Annotated in this window: 17 protein-coding genes and 2 tRNA genes; 9 read left to right on the top strand and 10 right to left on the bottom strand. The window is 42.6% G+C overall.

Annotated elements, in window-relative coordinates:
* Entirely contained in the window at nt 1-258 is a 258-nt protein-coding gene (locus AC3E9V_RS25260) for a Txe/YoeB family addiction module toxin (protein WP_488750953.1), read from the bottom strand.
* Nucleotides 255-518 (bottom strand): type II toxin-antitoxin system Phd/YefM family antitoxin, encoded by a 264-nt coding sequence (locus AC3E9V_RS25255; protein WP_488750952.1) that lies wholly within the window; start codon nt 516-518, stop codon nt 255-257. Before AC3E9V_RS25255 ends, AC3E9V_RS25260 begins: the two co-directional genes overlap by 4 nt.
* A 133-nt stretch (nt 519-651) precedes the next feature.
* Between AC3E9V_RS25255 and mutS the strand changes: the two genes are divergently transcribed.
* Nucleotides 652-3,264 (top strand): DNA mismatch repair protein MutS, encoded by a 2,613-nt coding sequence (mutS, locus tag AC3E9V_RS25250; protein ID WP_488750951.1) that lies wholly within the window; start codon nt 652-654, stop codon nt 3,262-3,264.
* A gap of 62 nt (nt 3,265-3,326) precedes the next feature.
* Here mutS and AC3E9V_RS25245 read toward each other — a convergent pair whose 3' ends face one another.
* Nucleotides 3,327-3,602, bottom strand: a complete 276-nt coding sequence (locus AC3E9V_RS25245) for a hypothetical protein (RefSeq protein ID WP_488750950.1) — start codon at nt 3,600-3,602, stop codon at nt 3,327-3,329.
* Between the two features lie 287 nt (nt 3,603-3,889).
* Here AC3E9V_RS25245 and AC3E9V_RS25240 point away from each other — a divergent pair, with 287 nt between their 5' ends.
* Nucleotides 3,890-4,654 (top strand): metallophosphoesterase, encoded by a 765-nt coding sequence (locus tag AC3E9V_RS25240; RefSeq protein WP_488750949.1) that lies wholly within the window; start codon nt 3,890-3,892, stop codon nt 4,652-4,654.
* 14 nt (nt 4,655-4,668) lie between these two features.
* Here AC3E9V_RS25240 and AC3E9V_RS25235 read toward each other — a convergent pair whose 3' ends face one another.
* Entirely contained in the window at nt 4,669-4,863 is a 195-nt protein-coding gene (locus AC3E9V_RS25235) for a hypothetical protein (RefSeq protein ID WP_488750948.1), read from the bottom strand.
* A 43-nt stretch (nt 4,864-4,906) separates the two neighbouring features.
* Here AC3E9V_RS25235 and AC3E9V_RS25230 point away from each other — a divergent pair, with 43 nt between their 5' ends.
* A complete protein-coding gene (locus tag AC3E9V_RS25230; protein ID WP_488750947.1) occupies nt 4,907-5,044 on the top strand; it encodes a hypothetical protein in 138 nt (45 codons plus the stop codon).
* Between the two features lie 265 nt (nt 5,045-5,309).
* On the opposite strand, the gene AC3E9V_RS25225 is transcribed toward AC3E9V_RS25230, so the two are convergent.
* Together AC3E9V_RS25225 and AC3E9V_RS25220 are read right to left on the bottom strand one after the other, a co-directional pair.
* Nucleotides 5,310-5,395, bottom strand: a tRNA-Leu gene (locus tag AC3E9V_RS25225).
* Nucleotides 5,396-5,598: 203 nt separating this feature from the next.
* Nucleotides 5,599-5,671 (bottom strand) — tRNA-Gly (locus AC3E9V_RS25220).
* A 302-nt stretch (nt 5,672-5,973) separates the two neighbouring features.
* Between AC3E9V_RS25220 and AC3E9V_RS25215 the strand changes: the two genes are divergently transcribed.
* The 4 genes from AC3E9V_RS25215 to AC3E9V_RS25200 all read left to right on the top strand — a co-directional run bounded on the left by AC3E9V_RS25215 (nt 5,974) and on the right by AC3E9V_RS25200 (nt 11,762).
* Nucleotides 5,974-6,267, top strand: coding sequence for a hypothetical protein (locus AC3E9V_RS25215; RefSeq protein WP_488750946.1), 294 nt, complete (start codon nt 5,974-5,976; stop codon nt 6,265-6,267).
* A 142-nt stretch (nt 6,268-6,409) separates the two neighbouring features.
* Nucleotides 6,410-9,745, top strand: coding sequence for a PAS domain-containing sensor histidine kinase (locus AC3E9V_RS25210; RefSeq protein ID WP_488750945.1), 3,336 nt, complete (start codon nt 6,410-6,412; stop codon nt 9,743-9,745).
* 8 nt (nt 9,746-9,753) lie between these two features.
* Nucleotides 9,754-10,740: an ATP-binding response regulator gene (locus tag AC3E9V_RS25205; protein ID WP_488750944.1), complete on the top strand. Its 987-nt coding sequence runs from the start codon at nt 9,754-9,756 to the stop codon at nt 10,738-10,740.
* Between the two features lie 11 nt (nt 10,741-10,751).
* Nucleotides 10,752-11,762 (top strand): response regulator, encoded by a 1,011-nt coding sequence (locus AC3E9V_RS25200; RefSeq protein ID WP_488750943.1) that lies wholly within the window; start codon nt 10,752-10,754, stop codon nt 11,760-11,762.
* 277 nt (nt 11,763-12,039) lie between these two features.
* Here AC3E9V_RS25200 and AC3E9V_RS25195 read toward each other — a convergent pair whose 3' ends face one another.
* From AC3E9V_RS25195 to AC3E9V_RS25185, 3 genes are all read right to left on the bottom strand, one after another.
* Complete coding sequence (locus AC3E9V_RS25195) at nt 12,040-12,294, bottom strand: DUF6952 family protein (RefSeq protein ID WP_488750942.1); 255 nt, start codon at nt 12,292-12,294, stop codon at nt 12,040-12,042.
* Nucleotides 12,275-12,586, bottom strand: a complete 312-nt coding sequence (locus AC3E9V_RS25190; protein ID WP_488750941.1) for a thioredoxin family protein — start codon at nt 12,584-12,586, stop codon at nt 12,275-12,277. The genes AC3E9V_RS25195 and AC3E9V_RS25190 overlap by 20 nt, the downstream gene beginning before the upstream one ends.
* A 118-nt stretch (nt 12,587-12,704) precedes the next feature.
* Nucleotides 12,705-15,824: a sensor histidine kinase gene (locus AC3E9V_RS25185; RefSeq protein WP_488750940.1), complete on the bottom strand. Its 3,120-nt coding sequence runs from the start codon at nt 15,822-15,824 to the stop codon at nt 12,705-12,707.
* A gap of 187 nt (nt 15,825-16,011) precedes the next feature.
* Here AC3E9V_RS25185 and AC3E9V_RS25180 point away from each other — a divergent pair, with 187 nt between their 5' ends.
* Nucleotides 16,012-16,221, top strand: a complete 210-nt coding sequence (locus tag AC3E9V_RS25180) for a hypothetical protein (RefSeq protein ID WP_488750939.1) — start codon at nt 16,012-16,014, stop codon at nt 16,219-16,221.
* Between the two features lie 320 nt (nt 16,222-16,541).
* Here AC3E9V_RS25180 and AC3E9V_RS25175 read toward each other — a convergent pair whose 3' ends face one another.
* The gene (locus AC3E9V_RS25175; protein WP_488750938.1) at nt 16,542-16,715 is read right to left on the bottom strand and encodes a hypothetical protein; all 174 of its coding nucleotides are present in this window, start codon (nt 16,713-16,715) and stop codon (nt 16,542-16,544) included.
* A 135-nt stretch (nt 16,716-16,850) separates the two neighbouring features.
* Here AC3E9V_RS25175 and AC3E9V_RS25170 point away from each other — a divergent pair, with 135 nt between their 5' ends.
* Nucleotides 16,851-17,180, top strand: coding sequence for an ArsR/SmtB family transcription factor (locus AC3E9V_RS25170; RefSeq protein ID WP_488750937.1), 330 nt, complete (start codon nt 16,851-16,853; stop codon nt 17,178-17,180).
* Nucleotides 17,181-17,220: the final 40 nt, after the last annotated feature.

The following is a 17,220-nucleotide window of genomic DNA, read 5'->3' as shown; positions in this document are numbered from 1 at the left end:
TTACTGATAATGAAATCTGCATGAAATGATCAAAAGACCACTTTCATCATATTTATAGACAAGGCGCTGCTCTTGATTGATCCTTCTGCTCCAATGACCTTTTTTGTCAAAACGGAGTGGCTCCGGTTTTCCTATACCATCAAAAGGAGTTCTTAAAATACTTTTGATAAGCTCATTAACCCGTTTGACTATTTTTTTGTCAGTTTTTTGCCAGTATTGATAATCCGCCCAGCCATTTTCCGTAAAACTCAGCTTCATTCTATACCCAGATCTTTTAGCGATTTGGGAATCACTTTGCCTTCTTCGGCTTGCCGCATAGATTCAAAGAGGTGCCTGGCATTGGCGGGACTACTTAGTAAGTAGGCAGTTTCCTTGAGTGATTCGTAATCTTGCAGAGATAACATGACCATGTCTTTGTTCCCCTTTCGATTAATGATCAGTATATCATGATCCTCCAGGGTTTTGTCCATATCGGCTTTTAGGTTTTTCCTGAAATCTGTCAAAGTGGTCGTTCTCATAAAGGATTATTATGTACGTTATTCTGTACAAAATTAATAAATTCATTTAATTCCTTTTTCAATAAGTTTAGCTTTTTTGCTTTGCTTATTATTGCATTTAAATTCCGTTTCAAAACTACCACCAATCTCCAGGATGGCGAAATCCAAAAAAAGCAGTGAAACCCCGCTCATGAAGCAGTACAATGCCATCAAGGCAAAGTATCCGGGAGCATTATTGTTGTTTCGTGTGGGGGATTTTTATGAGACATTTGGCGAGGATGCCATCAAAGCAAGCAAGGTGCTTGACATTGTCCTTACAAAACGTGCCAATGGTGCCGCTTCACACATCGAGCTGGCCGGATTTCCTCATCATTCGCTGGATGCGTATCTGCCACGGTTGGTGCGTGCGGGTAACCGGGTAGCTATCTGCGATCAGCTGGAAGACCCTAAAGCTGTGAAAGGAATCGTGAAGCGCGGTGTGACGGAGCTGGTCACGCCCGGTCTTTCCATGAATGATAATGTGCTGGAGCAAAAAAGGAATAACTTCCTGGCAGCCATTCATTATGGAGATAAGGATAACGGAGTGGCATTTCTGGATCTTTCAACGGGCGAATTTTTTGTGGCCCAGGGAAATGCGGATTATGTAGAGAAACTGATCCAGGGCTTCCAGCCATCAGAGATCATATTTTCAAAGAATGAGAAAGAGCGATTTGAGCGGACGCTTGGCCACAATTTCATCAACTTCAATCTTGAAGAGTGGATCTTTAGCCTGGAGTATGGCTATGAAAAGCTAACCAGGCATTTCAACACAGCTAACCTGAAGGGCTACGGTATTGAGGAGATGAAGTCTGCGATTATTGCCGCTGGAGCAGTACTTTTTTACCTCGAAGAAACCGAGCATAAAGAAGTCCGTCACATCAACAACCTTTCCCGGATTGATGAGCAGCAATACGTGTGGCTGGATAAGTTTACCATCCGAAACCTGGAGCTGATCAACCCCTCACAACCAGACGGAACAGCCCTGATCGATGTGCTGGACGGCACAAGCACACCTATGGGGAGTCGGCTCTTGAGAAAGTGGCTGGTGCTGCCACTTAAAAATAAAGATCAGATAGAGCGGAGACTCCATACCGTTGAGGCGTTTATCGAAGAAGATGAGCTACTCAATGAAGTATCGGCTCACCTGAAGCAGATCAGTGATCTGGAGCGATTGATCTCCAAAGTAGCTACCGGCCGTATCAACCCGCGCGAGATGTTACAGCTGAAAAAAAGTCTGAGGCAGATCGGGCCGATCAAAGAACAACTCAGCCAGTCCACAAGTGAGAGCTTCAAAACACACCTGGACCAGCTCAATGACTGCTCTGCGCTGCTGGAGCGGATTGAAAATGAGCTGAGAGAAGAGGTGCCCATCAATGCCACGCAAGGCAATGTGATGAAGGATGGTGTAAACGAAGAGCTGGACGAATTTCGGAAGATTGCATACTCTGGCAAAGATTACCTGAAAGGCATTCAGGAACGCGAGATGGAAAAAACCGGGATCACTTCATTAAAGATTGCCTACAATAAAGTTTTTGGGTACTACCTGGAAGTGACCAATGTCCATAAAGACAAAGTACCGCAGGAGTGGATTCGTAAGCAGACCCTGGTGAATGCCGAGCGGTATATTACAGAGGAGCTTAAAGTTTATGAAGAAAAGATCCTGAAGGCTGAAGACCAGATCTTTGTGATAGAGCACAAACTGTATCTGGAGCTGGTATCATTTGCTGCGGAATATATCGATGTGATCCAGCAAAATGCCAGGATTATTGCCACATTGGATTGCCTGGCGTCTTTCGCATTTTTATCTAAGCGAAATAGCTATATAAAACCCTCCATTTCGGAGGAGTTTTCACTCGATATCAAAGCGGGGCGTCACCCGGTCATTGAGCAGAACATGCCACCTGAGGAGGATTATATTCCCAATGATGTTTTTCTTGACGACCAGTCTCAGCAGATCATGATCATCACCGGACCAAATATGGCCGGTAAGTCTGCGTTGCTCAGGCAAACAGCTCTTATCGTACTGATGAGCCAGATCGGATGTTTTGTGCCTGCCGGCTATGCGCGGATAGGCCTGATCGACAAAGTGTTTACGCGGGTGGGCGCTTCGGACAATCTTTCACGTGGAGAGTCTACGTTTATGGTAGAAATGACCGAAACGGCTAGCATCCTCAACAATTTAAGCAACCGCTCGCTGGTGCTGATGGACGAGATCGGCCGGGGGACCAGCACTTACGATGGCATTTCCATTGCCTGGTCTATCGTAGAGTTTTTACACAACCATCCACAGTATAAAGCAAAAACACTTTTTGCCACTCACTATCATGAGCTCAACGAGCTGACGAATGATCTGCCCCGGGTGAAAAACTTCAATGTGGCTGTAAAGGAACTGGATAATAAGGTCATTTTTATCCGTAAGTTACAACCGGGCGGCAGTGAGCACAGCTTTGGGATCCACGTGGCACAGATGGCCGGCATGCCCAACCAGATTGTGATCCGCGCTAATGAGATCTTGAAGCATTTGGAAGTGGACAAACTTTCTGAAGGTGAGAAAGAAAAACTGGCTGAGTTGCCCAGCAGTCAGTTTCAGCTGAATCTGTTTGAGTCAGACCCGAGATTTGAGAAGGTAATGAAGATGCTGAGGGAGGTAGATGTCAATACCATTTCTCCTGTAGAGGCCCTACTCAAAGTCAACGAAATGAAGGAGATACTGAAAGGGAAAGAATGAAAAAATGCTAAGGAGCATAATTGCCGCCTTAGCATATTCATATAAAACCAGATTAAAAAATACTACACAATAATCCGAACCCGATCTCTTTTCAAAGGCCGGGTAACTTTGGGCTTTTCTTCAGGCAGTTCTTCCAATGCCTTTTCATAACTTCTGATGATCGTTTCCAGCACCAAGAGGTTATAAAAATACCTGCTTCCTGCTTCCTTGTTTACCTGTTTCTTGATATGAGTTCTTACACGACGTGAGCACTCTAATCCCACCCTTAACTCTTTTTTGCTAAGTCTCTTCACTCCCACCTCGTGATCTGAAGCTATTCTATCTAAGTTGCTGTTCATTGGCTGGTTCTGAAATTGAAAAATCCGCTAGTATAAATATAGTATTGAAAGCATAGAAACAAAATAATTTATTGACATTATTTTAATATGAAGGTTTTTACGGTTGTATTATATTAGAATTATAAAATTTTTTATAGGTAAAATTAAAAATCATAGAATACTTCAGAGGTCAATAAATCACATATAGTTAACAGTAACTTTACAGCTCGATTTTTCGGGAAACAGGATTTTTCTTTATAGTGCTTAAATGAACCATGAAGTACGAGTCAGCCAGATGATCCATTAATATGACTATTCAATACGCGTCAGATCTACATTTGGAGTTTGAATCCAATAATGCATTTATGGCTCAGAATCCCCTGGAGCCAATAGGTGAGGTATTGATCCTGGCCGGAGACATTACCTATCTGGATAATTTTTGGACGTCCAATCCATTTTTTGATACCATTTCCGATCAGTTTGAAAAGGTATACCTAACTCCGGGGAACCACGAGTTTTATCAACGGTCATTTGATATCAAGGATGTGGTGCCAACCTTCAAAAAGGAAATCCGGCCCAATGTATCTTATCTTAATAATCAGGTCGTCTATCAGGATGATGTGAGGGTCTTATTTACTACTCTGTGGACCAGTGTAGAGCCTCAACGGTCTTTTTATGTGGAGCAGATGATGAATGACTTCAGGCAGTCAGTTTATGACGGAGAGCAATTTAGAGTTTGGCAGCATAATAAATGCCATGCGTCAGCATTACTTTTCCTGGAAAAAGAGCTGGCAAAACCGTTTAAGGGCAAGACTGTGGTTGTCTCGCATCATGTGCCTTTCATGCCGGAGCGTTGTCAGTACGATTTTGCAGCCAGCGTAAATGACGCATTTCATGTGGATCTGGAAAGGTTATTTTATGACTTCAGTATAGACTGCTGGATCCATGGCCACAATCACTGGAACATGGCGCCATTCCGTATCAACGAGACCATGGTTTGTACCAATCAATTGGGGTATGTGGATCGTGGAGAGCATTTGAGGTTTAGGGGGGATGCGGTTGTTGAGGTATAAAGTCTCTAAAAAACCTACTTATTTTCTAACGCCCTTAGCCTCTTATCAAATTCTTCATTTTTGTCGGCTTGATGTTCAATATAGGCATCAATTTCTTCCGCAAATTCATGAAATGCGTCAGCCAGTTGTGCCTGGCCGTCGCGAAGGAATTCCATCTTGGCTTCCACCACATTGATTTTTTTACGGATACTATCCTTAAAATCTTTCATAGTTCTAAATTAAACCAACTCAATTACACCACAAAAAGTTGTAATGGATGTTGCTGTTGCAATAAGTCCAATGCTAATTGAAACCACTAAAGATCCTTCTGATGTTGCAGGAGAAAGAATTGCCCACTATGCAAGAGATATAGCAGATGCTGTAGAGGCAATACTGCAAAGCGGTAAATAGTTTCTAAAAAACTTTTTGCCTCCAAATTCGCCACCTAAAAAATATAAAAGCCTGACAATCAATCGATTATCAGGCTTATACGTACCCGGGACGGGACTTGAACCCGTACGACCTTTAAGGGTCACAGGATTTTAAGTCGCGGGCGGCTAGCCCTGCGTGTCTACTATTTAGCTGACAAGCTTTCACAGTATCTTGCGGGAAATGAAAAATCCAGCAGGAGGTAATAAAAAAAGCCAGACTTTTTTACAAAGCCTAGCTTTTAACGTACCCGGGACGGGACTTGAACCCGTACGACCTTTAAGGGTCACAGGATTTTAAGTCCTGCGTGTCTACCAATTCCACCACCCGGGCCTTCATCTACTCATATAGATGCCAACTCTTATGAGCTGGAATTTTTCAATACTTTATTTCACCACCTTTACTCACAGAAACATCGTGGAGGTGAGCGGGCCTCCATCTACCAAAGTAGATGCTAGCTGTTTTAGCTAGTGGATTTCCTGCTACATTGAGGTAGCCACAAAAAAATAAGTCCCGGCGTATTCACCAGGACCCTGAGCGGGAGACGGGATTCGAACCCGCGACCCCGACCTTGGCAAGGTCGTGCTCTACCAGCTGAGCTACTCTCGCTTATTTTCCCCTTCTGATCGTTTTCAAAAGGATTGCAAATTTATATGAAGCGTAGGAAAATAAATAACCTTAAAAGAAATTTTTTCTTTGAGCTCTTTGATCGATGGAATATTTCATTTGACCGATTATAAATGGTTTAGCAGGATTATAGTATTGATATTTGCTTTATCAAATCATCAGAAATGGTGATTTGGTGAAATCTCCGCCAAACCCCCTAATCCTTTTTCATGGATTAGAAATCTGCTTATGGCGGAGTGATCACCGCAAACAAAAAGCCGTTTCCATAAAAGGATTAACAAGTCATGAAAGAAAAGATATTAGATCAAAGCCCGAAGGTTATTAATCGCCTTGTTTCGCCTGATAAGACCCAAATTTACTTCAACCTGATCAAGCCCGGAGAATCGGAAAGCTACCTCTACTACAAAAAGTGGGATCCTGGTAAAGGAGCTTTTTCAAAAGCCATAAAACATCCCCAATGGCAAAATGAACCGGGAGTGGAAATCCTCGGTTTTCAAACCACACACAGTGGAGTATATGCCCGTGTCAAGTCCGAAGGTTTGATAAAGAAGATCCATATGAAAGAGCTAAAATCATAGCGATCAGCATGTATTGACAAAACCTATTGGTTTATCATGATCTTCTCAGGAAAACTAAGGTTTAGCACCATCTGTCGAAAAAAACAATAGATCAAATCCCATCCTGGTTAGAATTAAGGTGTAAAATCAGAAGTGGGGCAGGATGGGAGCAAATCAATTACATGATAGCACAAACTTAAAATCCGGAGAGGCAGAGGCATTAACAGATGAATTTAGTCTATCGCCTGATTGGATTGATCACATCTTTGAAAATAAGGCAGCCGGCATATTTATACTGGACACAGCTGGTGACTTCAAAAAAGTAAACAAAGCATTTCTGGAGCTGACCGGGTATACCCGGGAGGAGTTAGACACGCTCAGCATTCTGGACCTTACTCCCGCGGAGGATATTGAGCGGTTTAGTAAAAACGCAGCAAGGATCCTTTCAGGAGAACTGGAATCCCTCGTTCAGCACAGAAAAATGCTTACAAAGTCATCCGGATACCGGTGGATAGAGGTCAGTGCTTCTGTGATCAGAGAAGACAATCTTTATTTACTCTGCTTTGTTAAGGACATTCACGAGCAAAAGCTTGCCATGGAGCAGCTGAGGATCAAGGAGGAACAACTCCACCAGGCACAGGATGTAGCGAAAATTGGCTCCTGGGGAATGGACCTTCGGACCGGAGAGATACAATGGTCACAGGGGATGTATGACCTGATGGAGCTACCTTATGATTTTCAGCCAACAATAGAAAAGATCCTGGAATATATACACCCGGATGACCGGGACCAGTTTATTGAAAAGCTGGCAGGCCAAAAAGAAGTCAAGAATCTCGAGATCAGGCATCTGACAGTTTCTGGAGTTAAGCACGTGTTGGTTAACTCCAGGATAGAATATGAAAATGAGTTCCCGATTAGATATCACGGGACGTCTCAGGATATCAGTGACAGTCGTTTTGTTGAAAAGCGTTTGGAGTTGGTACAGGAAATTGCTCGCTTAGGATGGTGGGAGGCAAACCTTGTCACTGATGAAGACGATATCTGGTCTGACTCTATGTATGAGTTGCTGGGGCTGAGAAAAGGAAAAGACCGGCCGTGTTTTGACACTTTTTTTACCACGATCCACCCGGAAGACCGGGACAAGGTACTGGGGGCAATGAGTAGCGATGAGCAAATGCGAAAAGGCTGGCACAACAAAGAAACGAGACACAAACTGCCAGATGGCACCTACGGTTATTTTCTCAGTAGCGGGCACTTTGTATGGAATGGGGACCGCCCTGTAAAGTTAATTGGTACGATGAAAGACATTTCCAGGATGAAGGAAACTTCCACCCTCCTGGAGGAAGCGCAGAAGATAGCTCGTTTAGGTTTGTGGGAGGTTGACCTGACTACCAGAGAGGTTTTATGCTCAGACACTACCTATGATATAATGGGAGTGGATCGTAGGGATGGTCCGTTACCTTTTGATCAATATGTGGAAAGGGTACATCCCGATGATCGTGCCTGGCTATATACGGATCTCCAGGAGCTTAAAGAAGGCTGGGTCAATAAAGAGCTAAGGTATCTGAAAGAAAGTGGTGGATATACTTATGTCCTGACCAGTGGGAGGGTTATTTTCAATGGAGATAAGCCGATTAAAATAATTGGTACCAATATGGATATCACCTCTCTGAAGGAGACTCAGTTGAAATTAGAACAGGCACAACAGATCGCTAAAATGGGTTGGTGGGAGTTTGACCTGACAGGAAAGGGGGATCATAAGTACTCACCGGAGCAGATGGAGATCTTTGAGATCTCAAGTGAAAAAGATATTTCTACCTTAGACGATTTTTACGATTTAATTCATCCCGATGATCTGGAGTTAGTAAAGCAAAGTTTGCAAACTGCACTTAAGAAGGGCGAATGGAATGGTCTTGTCAATCGAATAAGATGTAAGAAGGGGGGCTATAAATACATCACCAGTAATGCGCGGGTAGATTTTCAGAAAGGGAAGCCTTCCAGGTTATTCGGAACGGTATACGATGTAACCGATTTCAGAGAGACTCAGCAAAGGCTTGAGGTGGCACAAAAGGTGGCTAAAATGGGCTGGTGGGAATATGATATGACCGGTGAAGGCGATCACATGTTTTCCACGGAGTATCTGGGTATTATGGAGGTTTCCAGCGTATCTGAGATAGACTCATTCGAGACCTTCATTGCCCGTATTCATCCGGAGGAAAGGGATTTTGTACTTGAGAAGTTTAAGGAAGCATTAAAGAACAGGGAATGGCACAATCTGATATACAGGGTTAGGCAGCGAAATGGAGGGTACAAGTACATAGCCACCCATGGCAATGTGGAGTGTATGAATGATGAACCCCGAAGGATTATTGGTTGTGCTTATGACATCACTGACCTAAAGCATGCCGAAGAAGAATTATCTAAGAACCTGGTAAACCTTGAGGCCATGGTAAACTCCATGGAGAATATCGTATTTGTCATTGATGATCAGCTAAGGTTCAGGGAAGTATTTTGTAATGATCCGGATAAGCTGGACAGGAAACCTGATGAATTTTTAGGAAGAAAGGTTGGAGAGATCTGGAAGGGTGATTCATCTAAAGGGTTTCTGACAGAACAGTTGTGCCGGGATGCTTTACTGAAGAAAAGTATCGATAATAAGATATACAGGTTTGGCCCTGAGGGTCAGGAGCTTTGGTGGGAAGCCAGCTTCAGAACCTTTGTCAGCCAGGATGGTAAGCAGTGGCTCACTGTCATTATTAATGATATTACGGCTAAGAAAAAGGCAGAGGAGGAAACATTGAAGAGCATCAGGAAAGAGAAAGAACTTTCGGAGATGAGATCCCAGTTTGTAGCAATGGCCTCTCACCAGTTTCGCACACCACTTTCAGTGATCAGCTTCAATATGCAGCTTTTGGAGCTCTCAGAACCGGATGCGCATGTAGTAGGGAAAGTTGTGCGGCGTACCAAGTCGGAAATAGAGCGACTTGTTACCCTCATGGACGATATCATGGCAATGGGTAAGGTTCAGTCCAATGCCTTGGAGCCCAAACTGAAACCGGTAAATCCGGTAGCGCTGATCAAGCGTATAAAGTTAAATGTAGAAGCACAGCAGGCAGACGACCGTCAGCTTAAAATCAACGTGAGTGGAAAGGAGAAGGCACTGAATCTGGATGAAGAGCTCATAGAGCATGCACTCACCAATCTCATAGAAAACGCCTTCAAATATTCTCCTGATGCGAAAGATCCCGAGGTTAACCTTGTATTTAAGCCTGATAAAATTCGATTAAGTATAGTGGATTATGGGCTTGGTATTTCAGAGGAGGATCATGCAAAGCTTTTCTCACCTTTTTATAGGGGACAAAATACAGAGCACATTACTGGTACCGGACTGGGATTAGCAGTAGCACGAGAATTTATACAGCTGAGTGGAGGAACTATTTTTTTGAATAAACGAAGGAAAACTGGAACAGAGTTTTGTGTGGACCTTCCTGTTTTATAAATGAACTGATGGAATCAAGAAAAAAAATACTCGTCATAGACGATGAGCAAAATATAGCAGAAACAGTATCTGACATCCTGAAAATTAAAGGCTTTGATGTCAAAGTAGCTTATGATGGAGCAGCGGGCCTTTCAATGGCTATAGAAGAAAATCCTGATCTGATACTTTGTGACATCATGATGCCCGGAATGTCAGGACTGGAAGTGCTGAAAGCTATCCGTGAAAATAAAATGATCAGGAAGACCCCATTTGTGTTTCTGAGCGCTAAAGGACATAGAGAGGACTTTCGGCTGGGCATGGAGTTAGGGGCTGATGATTACCTCATCAAACCAGTCAGTAACAATGAGCTGTTCAGGACGATCTGTAACAGGCTGGATAAGCATACAGAGCTGCTTCACTATGGTCATAAGCAGGAGAATGACAGAATACGAAATGATTTGCACGATACACTGCAGCAAACCATTTTGGGTGTGCAGATGAAATTGACCAATTATCGGGATAAAGTGAAAGATAAGGTTGATATCAGGGAGATTGAAGACAGCCTGGATTATATCAAGCTGGCTATGTCTCAACTTCGGATCATACTGGAGCTGGATATAGTCAATCTTCCGGAGGGGGTTTCCTTCCAGGAAAGGCTCAGCAAAGTGCTTGAACGGATTTCAACTTATGTAGGCTTTCAAATCAGCTTTCAAAATGAACTGGAAGGATATATAGAAAGAGAGAAAGCACATCACCTTTTGAAAGTGGTGATGGAGATCCTCAACAATGCCATCAAACACTCAAAGGCAAATAAGCTGTTTATTCATCTTACTGAAGAGAATGAAAAGATCAGCCTGGTCATTTTGGATGATGGAGTTGGTTTTGAAGTGGAGGAAATTCGTAAGGGGTACGGTTTGAAAAACATTCAGTCAAGGATGGAAGCTGTTGGGGGTACGGTGCACTTAGACACCTGTCCGGGGTCTGGCACTACCTATGAGATCCTTTTTGATAAATGAGATGAGAAGGAATGAAACGATTACTGCTTATTGAAGACGAGCCAAATCTGAGGGAGAGCCTTTCGGATATTCTGGAAATTTCCGGATATGAAGTGATACAGGCTGCTGATGGTGAGACGGGCATCGGCAAGGCCTTTCGCGAGTGTCCGGATGTAATCCTTTGTGATATCAACATGAAAGGCATCAATGGGTACGAGGTGCTTACGGAGTTGCGAAAAACTGACCTTTTAGACCTTGTACCTTTTATATTTCTTACCGCAAAATCCAGCATGGCAGATCTGAGGGAGGGCATGGAGTTAGGGGCTGATGATTACCTCATCAAACCTGTGGACCATGAGGTGCTTCTCAAAAGCATAAAGGCAGCGGAGAAGAAAAAAGCGGGGCTGATCAATCAGCTTGGAGACCTTCAGAATGAGCTAAATAAGGAGCGTCTGAAGATACGCAACCTGGATCGGTTAAATTCTCATGAGATCCGCAGGAAGCTTTCCATCATCCAAAGCATATTTCCCCTGATAAAGTCAGGTGAATTGAATCTGGAAGAAGGATTGAATATCATTGAAGAGTCTGGTGAAGAAATAGAAACCACGGTCCACCAAATAAATGAGATTTTGAATCAGGGGGAAATGGACCAGCCCGCGGATAGTAGAGACCGTCTTTCACAGCTGACTTCTATCTGGCTGATAGATGATGATGCCACACAAAATCTGATTAGCAAGGTCTTGCTTAAAAAGCTTGATGAAAGTTGGGATATAAAAGATTTTAGAGACGCCAGGGAGGCTCTGAGTAAACTTAAAGATAATCCACCTGACCTGATATTGCTGGATATAAATATGCCGGGGATGGATGGATTTGGGTTTTTGGATGCTCTGTCAAAGCTTAAAATGAAGGTGCATGTGATCATGCTTAGTTCTTCCATTTCTCCACAGGACATTCGCCGCTCTTTAGGCTTCAGGCAGGTAATCAATTATTTTACCAAACCTCTTAAACGAGAAGTTCTGACTAATTTTTTGGCTAAAGGATAAGAAAAGCTGCCGGGGTAACGGCAGCTTAATGAAGTTCTAATTCAACCTCAGTTCGATATAATAAAAAACAAAAAACCTATCTAACCGTCCCAGTTCCACTGCGGCTCAGAGCTTTTTCTTGTTGGTAGTGTGGAGGGAAAGGCGTGGAGTCTTTCAAAATCGAAGAGATTCCACGCCTGCCTGCCGGCATAGGCAGGGCTTCCAGCTCGCAAACAGCCCTGCGAGCCTCTGAATGACTTTTTTTGTTTTTTATTAAAGTGCTTACGTCGACTTCACGTTAATTTATAGATCCCATAACACGCTCCATGAAGGCATTCAGCGCTTCCTTTTGAGGCTTGCCTTTTTTTACGTCTTTGTGGACCTCCAGTGAGCCATAGAGATTAGAAAGCAGCTCGCCAATCACATCCAGCTCCTCATCTTTGATCCCTTTTGCTTCAGACAGGTGCTCCAAAAGCTCAATGGTCTCTATGACCCAGTCCTCGTCATTTTCGTTGATAAACTCTACTATATGCTTAATTACTGGCAATCTCATTGACAAGCTCTTTTACATTATCAATTTTATTTCCTTCAAATTGATTTACCAGCTGGCCATTTTTAAAGCTGGCAAAGGTTGGCAGGTTTTTGATCTGTGCCAGGTTTCTTGAGTTAGGCAGTTTTTCAGCATCCACATAGACAAACTGTACATCCTCATGCTCGCCAGCCATGCGTTTGAACTTAGGTTTGGTCAGGCGGCAGTTACCACACCACGCTGCGCCGTATTGTACCATGACCTTTTCATTTTGAGTGATTACTTCCTGAAGGTTATCTTCTGTTAATTCAATCATCCTTTTATTTGATTTGCAATTGAAAAATGTGATTTTTTTGTCCGCAAAAATCGGGTAAATATAATAGCCTGATGTTATCAACCTATAGCTTTTTATTAATGTTTAATTATGACAAACATCATAGAAGTTCCGGATGAAAGGTCTGGTAGATCGGGAGTTTCACTTTGATTTTACTACCTACTCCTTTTTTTGACAGGAATACCACCTCCCCATTATGGTCTTGTATGATGGAGCGCACAATAGTTAAACCCAGACCCGGGTTTTTTTCTTTGGTAGAGAAAAAGGGCTCAAATACCTGTTGGTAGTTTTTAAGATGTACTCCTTCCCCATTATCTGATATTTCCAGGCCTATATGCTCATCACCCTTACGGTAAATCCTGATGGTAATTTCACCTGCTTTTTTTATGGCCTGAGTGGCATTCAGTAAGATATTTACGATCAGCTGGTGGATACGGGCGGGGTAGCACTCTATTTTTGGGATGCTGCTATACATTTTGTTGACGGTGATCCTGAATCCTATTTGGTTGCCCATTAGTGTCAGCGCTGTTTCCACCTCTTGCTCCAGATCTATGAAGGAGAAGAAAGACTGTGAGTCAGCGGTAAAAGAGCGGAGGCTTTTGATGATGTTGGTGCTTTTTTCAGCCCCGTCCAGAATGGACCTGATCAGCTGGTCACTTTCCTGAACAAGGTACTCATATTCTTTCCTGGTTTTTTCCAGACTTTTCCCGTTGGTTTGGGTCATTTGCTGGTGCAGGTTATTGATTTCATTAAGGTTTTTTTGCAGGCATTCCGCTCCACCTCGTATGTAATTGAGCGGATTATTCATTTCATGAGCAATACCCGCTGTTAGTAAACCCATGGAGGCTAGTTTTTCAGATTGAATAAGCTGACCCTGAGCGGTTTTAAGCTCACTAATGGTTTTTAATAATTGATTGTTTTGCTTGTTGAGCTCATTCGTCTTTTCGGTTACGCGCTCTCGTAGTACGGCATTGCGCTTGTTAAGGCTCCTGTTTCTGTACAGGACACCCAAAAAGATCATAATCACTAAGACCACTCCCGCAGTAATCTGAAACCAAAGTGTTTTATAAAACGCCCTGGCAATGATTATTGTCTGTGAGGTGGTTACCTGGCCCCACTTTCCTTTACCTACCCTGGCTTGTACATAAAATTGATAGCTGTCAGGTTTTAAATTCCGATACACCACATTCCTTTGAGCCGAGACAGGGAGATATTGCCAGTCCTCATCAAAGCCATCGAGCTTTATCCTGTAGTTGATGATGTCTTCATTGTAATAAGATGTAGCCCGGTACTCAAATATCAGGTTGTTTTCATTATAATCAAGGTTAAAGCTGGTTATAGGCTTACCATTCACTAAAACATCAACGATTTCCACTTCAGGCCTGGGATAGGAGATCAGGTCATCATCTCTGAGGATGGACATTCCTTCGTCAGTACCAATAAATAGACGTCCGTCTTCCGTTTGGATAAAAGCATTTCTGTTTATCTCATTACCGATGAGTCCGTTGTCTTTTGATAAGTGTAGGTGCGGATTTACATTATAGCGATACACGCCGTTTTCAGTCCCTACCCACAGGTTGTTTTTTTGATCTACTAATAAACTGTAGGCACTATGCTCGTTTCCTTCTTCCATAAGTTTAATACGGTCCCCTTCTATAGTAGCCAGCCCATTTTTTGTGGCAAGTATGACGGAGTTCTTGTAGAATGTAGCTGAGTAGATGCTGGAGGTCTCCAGGTTTGAAGAAGAGATGAAAACATCGTTTTTTAGATCATGAATGCCGTTAACAGTTAGTAAATACTGCAGGCTGTCAGAAAAAAAAATCTTTCTGATATAGGAGTTAGCACCTCCTTGCGGGACCAGGGAATAAACCTTTTTCAAATGATTTTTTTCCAAAACGTATAGTTCATCCCGATTTGCAGCATAAAGTCTGCCATTATGTACTTCAAGGTCAATTACCCTGCTTTGAGATTTGGGAACTGGCAGTATTTCTGTAACTCCCTGATGGTATTTTACCACTCCTATGGAATTGGCTGCCAGGTATACGGCGCCTTCATACTCGACGATATCCATAACCCGCGGCTGAAAATACTTCATGTCAAATGGAATCAACCTGAGACTTCCATCAGGCTTCAGGATTTGGAATCCGGAGTTTGTGCCCAGAAAAATATTACCATCGGAAGCCTCTAAAATTGCGGTTACTTCATCTTCCAGAAGCTGCGTTTTATCGTAATAGTAGGTGGATCTGTTATACACTTTAAATCCCCCGCGCATGGTCACAACCCACAAGTTGTTTTCATGATCCAGAATAGCGTCCAGGCAGGTGTAGTCTTTCCCGAAAGATTCTGCCAGGATACTTTGCTTCTCACCCGTAGAGAGGTTGTAGCTTATAAGTGGGGAGTTGTTACTGTAGTAGATGGTGTGGCCTTTAAGGAGTAACCTGGCATTGCCATATATTGAATCAAAACCTATGTCCTGATCTCTGAATAGATATGTAACAGAGCCACGATGATAATAGCCCAGCCAGTCTGCTCCCAGAAGATAGATCCTCCCGGTAAATTCGTCCTTTAAAAATCTAAAAACATTGCTTTTTTGGACAATAGGTTCAGCATAGCCTTCGCTATCATTGTATGCATAAAGGCCTTTGTTTGTGCCCAGCAGAAGCCCTTCATCCAGCATTTCTGCTGAATAAATGATGAGCTTTTCCCCGTCCTGATTTTTTATAGTATAGCTACTCCACCCGTCCTTTTCATGGTATATAAACACTTGTGAGCCATAGGAGATAACAACACCCGGGTATTCAGGGTTTTCATCGGTACTATAGCGGGTGTAGGGGTTTTTATTTACAAAGGCCTCCGGAAGCTCAACCGGATTCCAGCCCTTTGGTGTCTTTCTGGCCATAATCGACCGACCATCTTTTAAACCAATCAGGTAACAGGATGAGTCTGACCTCATCTTCATCTGCATGTACCCATTTCTGGGGATAAAATTTAAACTGTCCGGAACAGCCTTCCAGTATAGCCCATCATAGATGGCCAGACCATTTTCAGTTGCAAACCATATTTCTTTATTGGTGTATTGAGCGATATCCTGAATTCTGTTGGATAATAAACCTTCCTGATCTTTGTAAACCTTTGCGGGAAAATACTGTCCAAGTAATGGACTACTAAAAAGCCTTGTGAAAAAGAGTAAATAAACTGCTATCCTCGCAGAAAGATTCATGCTGGTTAAATGAAGTTATTACTTTAAAGTAAAGCTAACGACTTGCAAGCCTATTTTAAAATCTTTTGATAAAGGCTTATTGTGTCGATAAAAGGCCTTTTTCGCAAAATTGGCAGAATTTTAAAGAACTTTGGCAGGATTTAGTAGAATAAATAATTCAACTTAGCAATATTAAAATTTCACCGCTATGCAATATCTCATCTGGTACAATCCCAAAACCGGCCAATACAATCATGGTTCGGAGATGGACTTTAATGTCAATAAATCTCTGACCGGAGATGACCTTATGGTCTTATACGAACTTGAAGAAACCGAAATTTTCCTGGTAAAGAAAATCGTAGCGCAGCTTAATAATGCAAGAAAAGAGCAGGAAAGACAATTCATCTCCTCAAATTAAAGCGCTAATAGAAAATATTTAAAGCTAAGTCCGGTTGCGCGAAGCATCGGTCTTGTCTATAGCTGGTTGGGACCCCGACGTTTATCGTCGGGGTTTTTTTAGTTTCAAGCAATAAATCCGGGAATTGTGTTACCCTTTGCCCATAGGCGTACCTTCGTAGCCTGTACATTATGAAAAGGGGATATGAAGGGGTGTTTACCTGGTGATCCTTCACTTACCTCCCAGCCGCACATTCATTTTTATATTAAAAGACAATGCTACTTCTTTAGGGTATACTCCTCAGAAATCCGGATTGATCGGTTTTTTAGCTTTGTATCTACCTATTTCTCACCTTTGGATTTGTTCCTCTTTTTTGGCTGATCGTATTTTTCACGAAATATAGTGTGATCAAAAGGATCGATTCCAAGGAAATGCCTTTTATCAAAATAGTGTCCACTAGCTTCTCCTATCCGGTGATGAAAGCTCCTGTTGTTGTTTTTTTCTAAGGTTCCCATGGCATTAGTAATGTTGATTATCTACTACGAATATCAAACCTTTACCCTGTGATTGAAATGACTGGCGTTAGAAAAAAAAATGACTTTTCCCTGTAAAATTGTAACCATGTAATATATTAATCGTAATATTGCGATATGGGAATCACCAAGTCACAGTTATTTACACAGGAACAAAATGATCTGGCTGTTTTGGCTAAGGCATTTGGTCATCCGGCAAGGATTGCCATCATCCAGCATTTGCTTAAAGCAAACCAGTGTATTAACAGTGATCTGGTGAAAGAGCTGGGGCTGGCTCAGGCCACCATTTCCCAGCACCTGAAGGAGCTAAAGTCGCTGGGCATTATTAAAGGTACTGTAGAAGGTACTTCGATGTGCTATTGCATTGATTCGGAAGTGTGGAATTATACCAAAAAGATCTTCAATAGATTGTTTGACCAGTATCAGGACCCTAAAGAGTGCTGCTAAAAAAATTTGAATACATTCATCGTAATAAAGCGATATACAA

This window comes from Marinoscillum sp. HNIBRBA16962, from assembly GCF_057801515.1.
The sequence above is the reverse complement of the archived record's forward strand: the minus strand, read 5'-3'. Positions and strand labels throughout refer to the sequence as shown.

Excerpts from the sequence above, each read along its gene's own strand:
- AC3E9V_RS25235 (WP_488750948.1), bottom strand. The coding sequence starts at position 4,863 with ATGAAAGATTTTAAGGATAGTATCCGTAAAAAAATCAATGTGGTGGAA.
- AC3E9V_RS25170 (WP_488750937.1), top strand. The coding sequence starts at position 16,851 with ATGGGAATCACCAAGTCACAGTTATTTACACAGGAACAAAATGATCTG.
- AC3E9V_RS25205 (WP_488750944.1), top strand. The coding sequence starts at position 9,754 with ATGGAATCAAGAAAAAAAATACTCGTCATAGACGATGAGCAAAATATA.
- AC3E9V_RS25185 (WP_488750940.1), bottom strand. The coding sequence starts at position 15,824 with ATGAATCTTTCTGCGAGGATAGCAGTTTATTTACTCTTTTTCACAAGG.
- AC3E9V_RS25190 (WP_488750941.1), bottom strand. The coding sequence starts at position 12,586 with ATGATTGAATTAACAGAAGATAACCTTCAGGAAGTAATCACTCAAAAT.
- AC3E9V_RS25260 (WP_488750953.1), bottom strand. The coding sequence starts at position 258 with ATGAAGCTGAGTTTTACGGAAAATGGCTGGGCGGATTATCAATACTGG.
- AC3E9V_RS25180 (WP_488750939.1), top strand. The coding sequence starts at position 16,012 with ATGCAATATCTCATCTGGTACAATCCCAAAACCGGCCAATACAATCAT.
- AC3E9V_RS25215 (WP_488750946.1), top strand. The coding sequence starts at position 5,974 with ATGAAAGAAAAGATATTAGATCAAAGCCCGAAGGTTATTAATCGCCTT.
- AC3E9V_RS25175 (WP_488750938.1), bottom strand. The coding sequence starts at position 16,715 with ATGGGAACCTTAGAAAAAAACAACAACAGGAGCTTTCATCACCGGATA.
- AC3E9V_RS25195 (WP_488750942.1), bottom strand. The coding sequence starts at position 12,294 with ATGAGATTGCCAGTAATTAAGCATATAGTAGAGTTTATCAACGAAAAT.
- mutS (WP_488750951.1), top strand. The coding sequence starts at position 652 with ATGGCGAAATCCAAAAAAAGCAGTGAAACCCCGCTCATGAAGCAGTAC.
- AC3E9V_RS25230 (WP_488750947.1), top strand. The coding sequence starts at position 4,907 with ATGGATGTTGCTGTTGCAATAAGTCCAATGCTAATTGAAACCACTAAA.
- AC3E9V_RS25245 (WP_488750950.1), bottom strand. The coding sequence starts at position 3,602 with ATGAACAGCAACTTAGATAGAATAGCTTCAGATCACGAGGTGGGAGTG.
- AC3E9V_RS25210 (WP_488750945.1), top strand. The coding sequence starts at position 6,410 with ATGGGAGCAAATCAATTACATGATAGCACAAACTTAAAATCCGGAGAG.
- AC3E9V_RS25240 (WP_488750949.1), top strand. The coding sequence starts at position 3,890 with ATGACTATTCAATACGCGTCAGATCTACATTTGGAGTTTGAATCCAAT.
- AC3E9V_RS25200 (WP_488750943.1), top strand. The coding sequence starts at position 10,752 with ATGAAACGATTACTGCTTATTGAAGACGAGCCAAATCTGAGGGAGAGC.
- AC3E9V_RS25255 (WP_488750952.1), bottom strand. The coding sequence starts at position 518 with ATGAGAACGACCACTTTGACAGATTTCAGGAAAAACCTAAAAGCCGAT.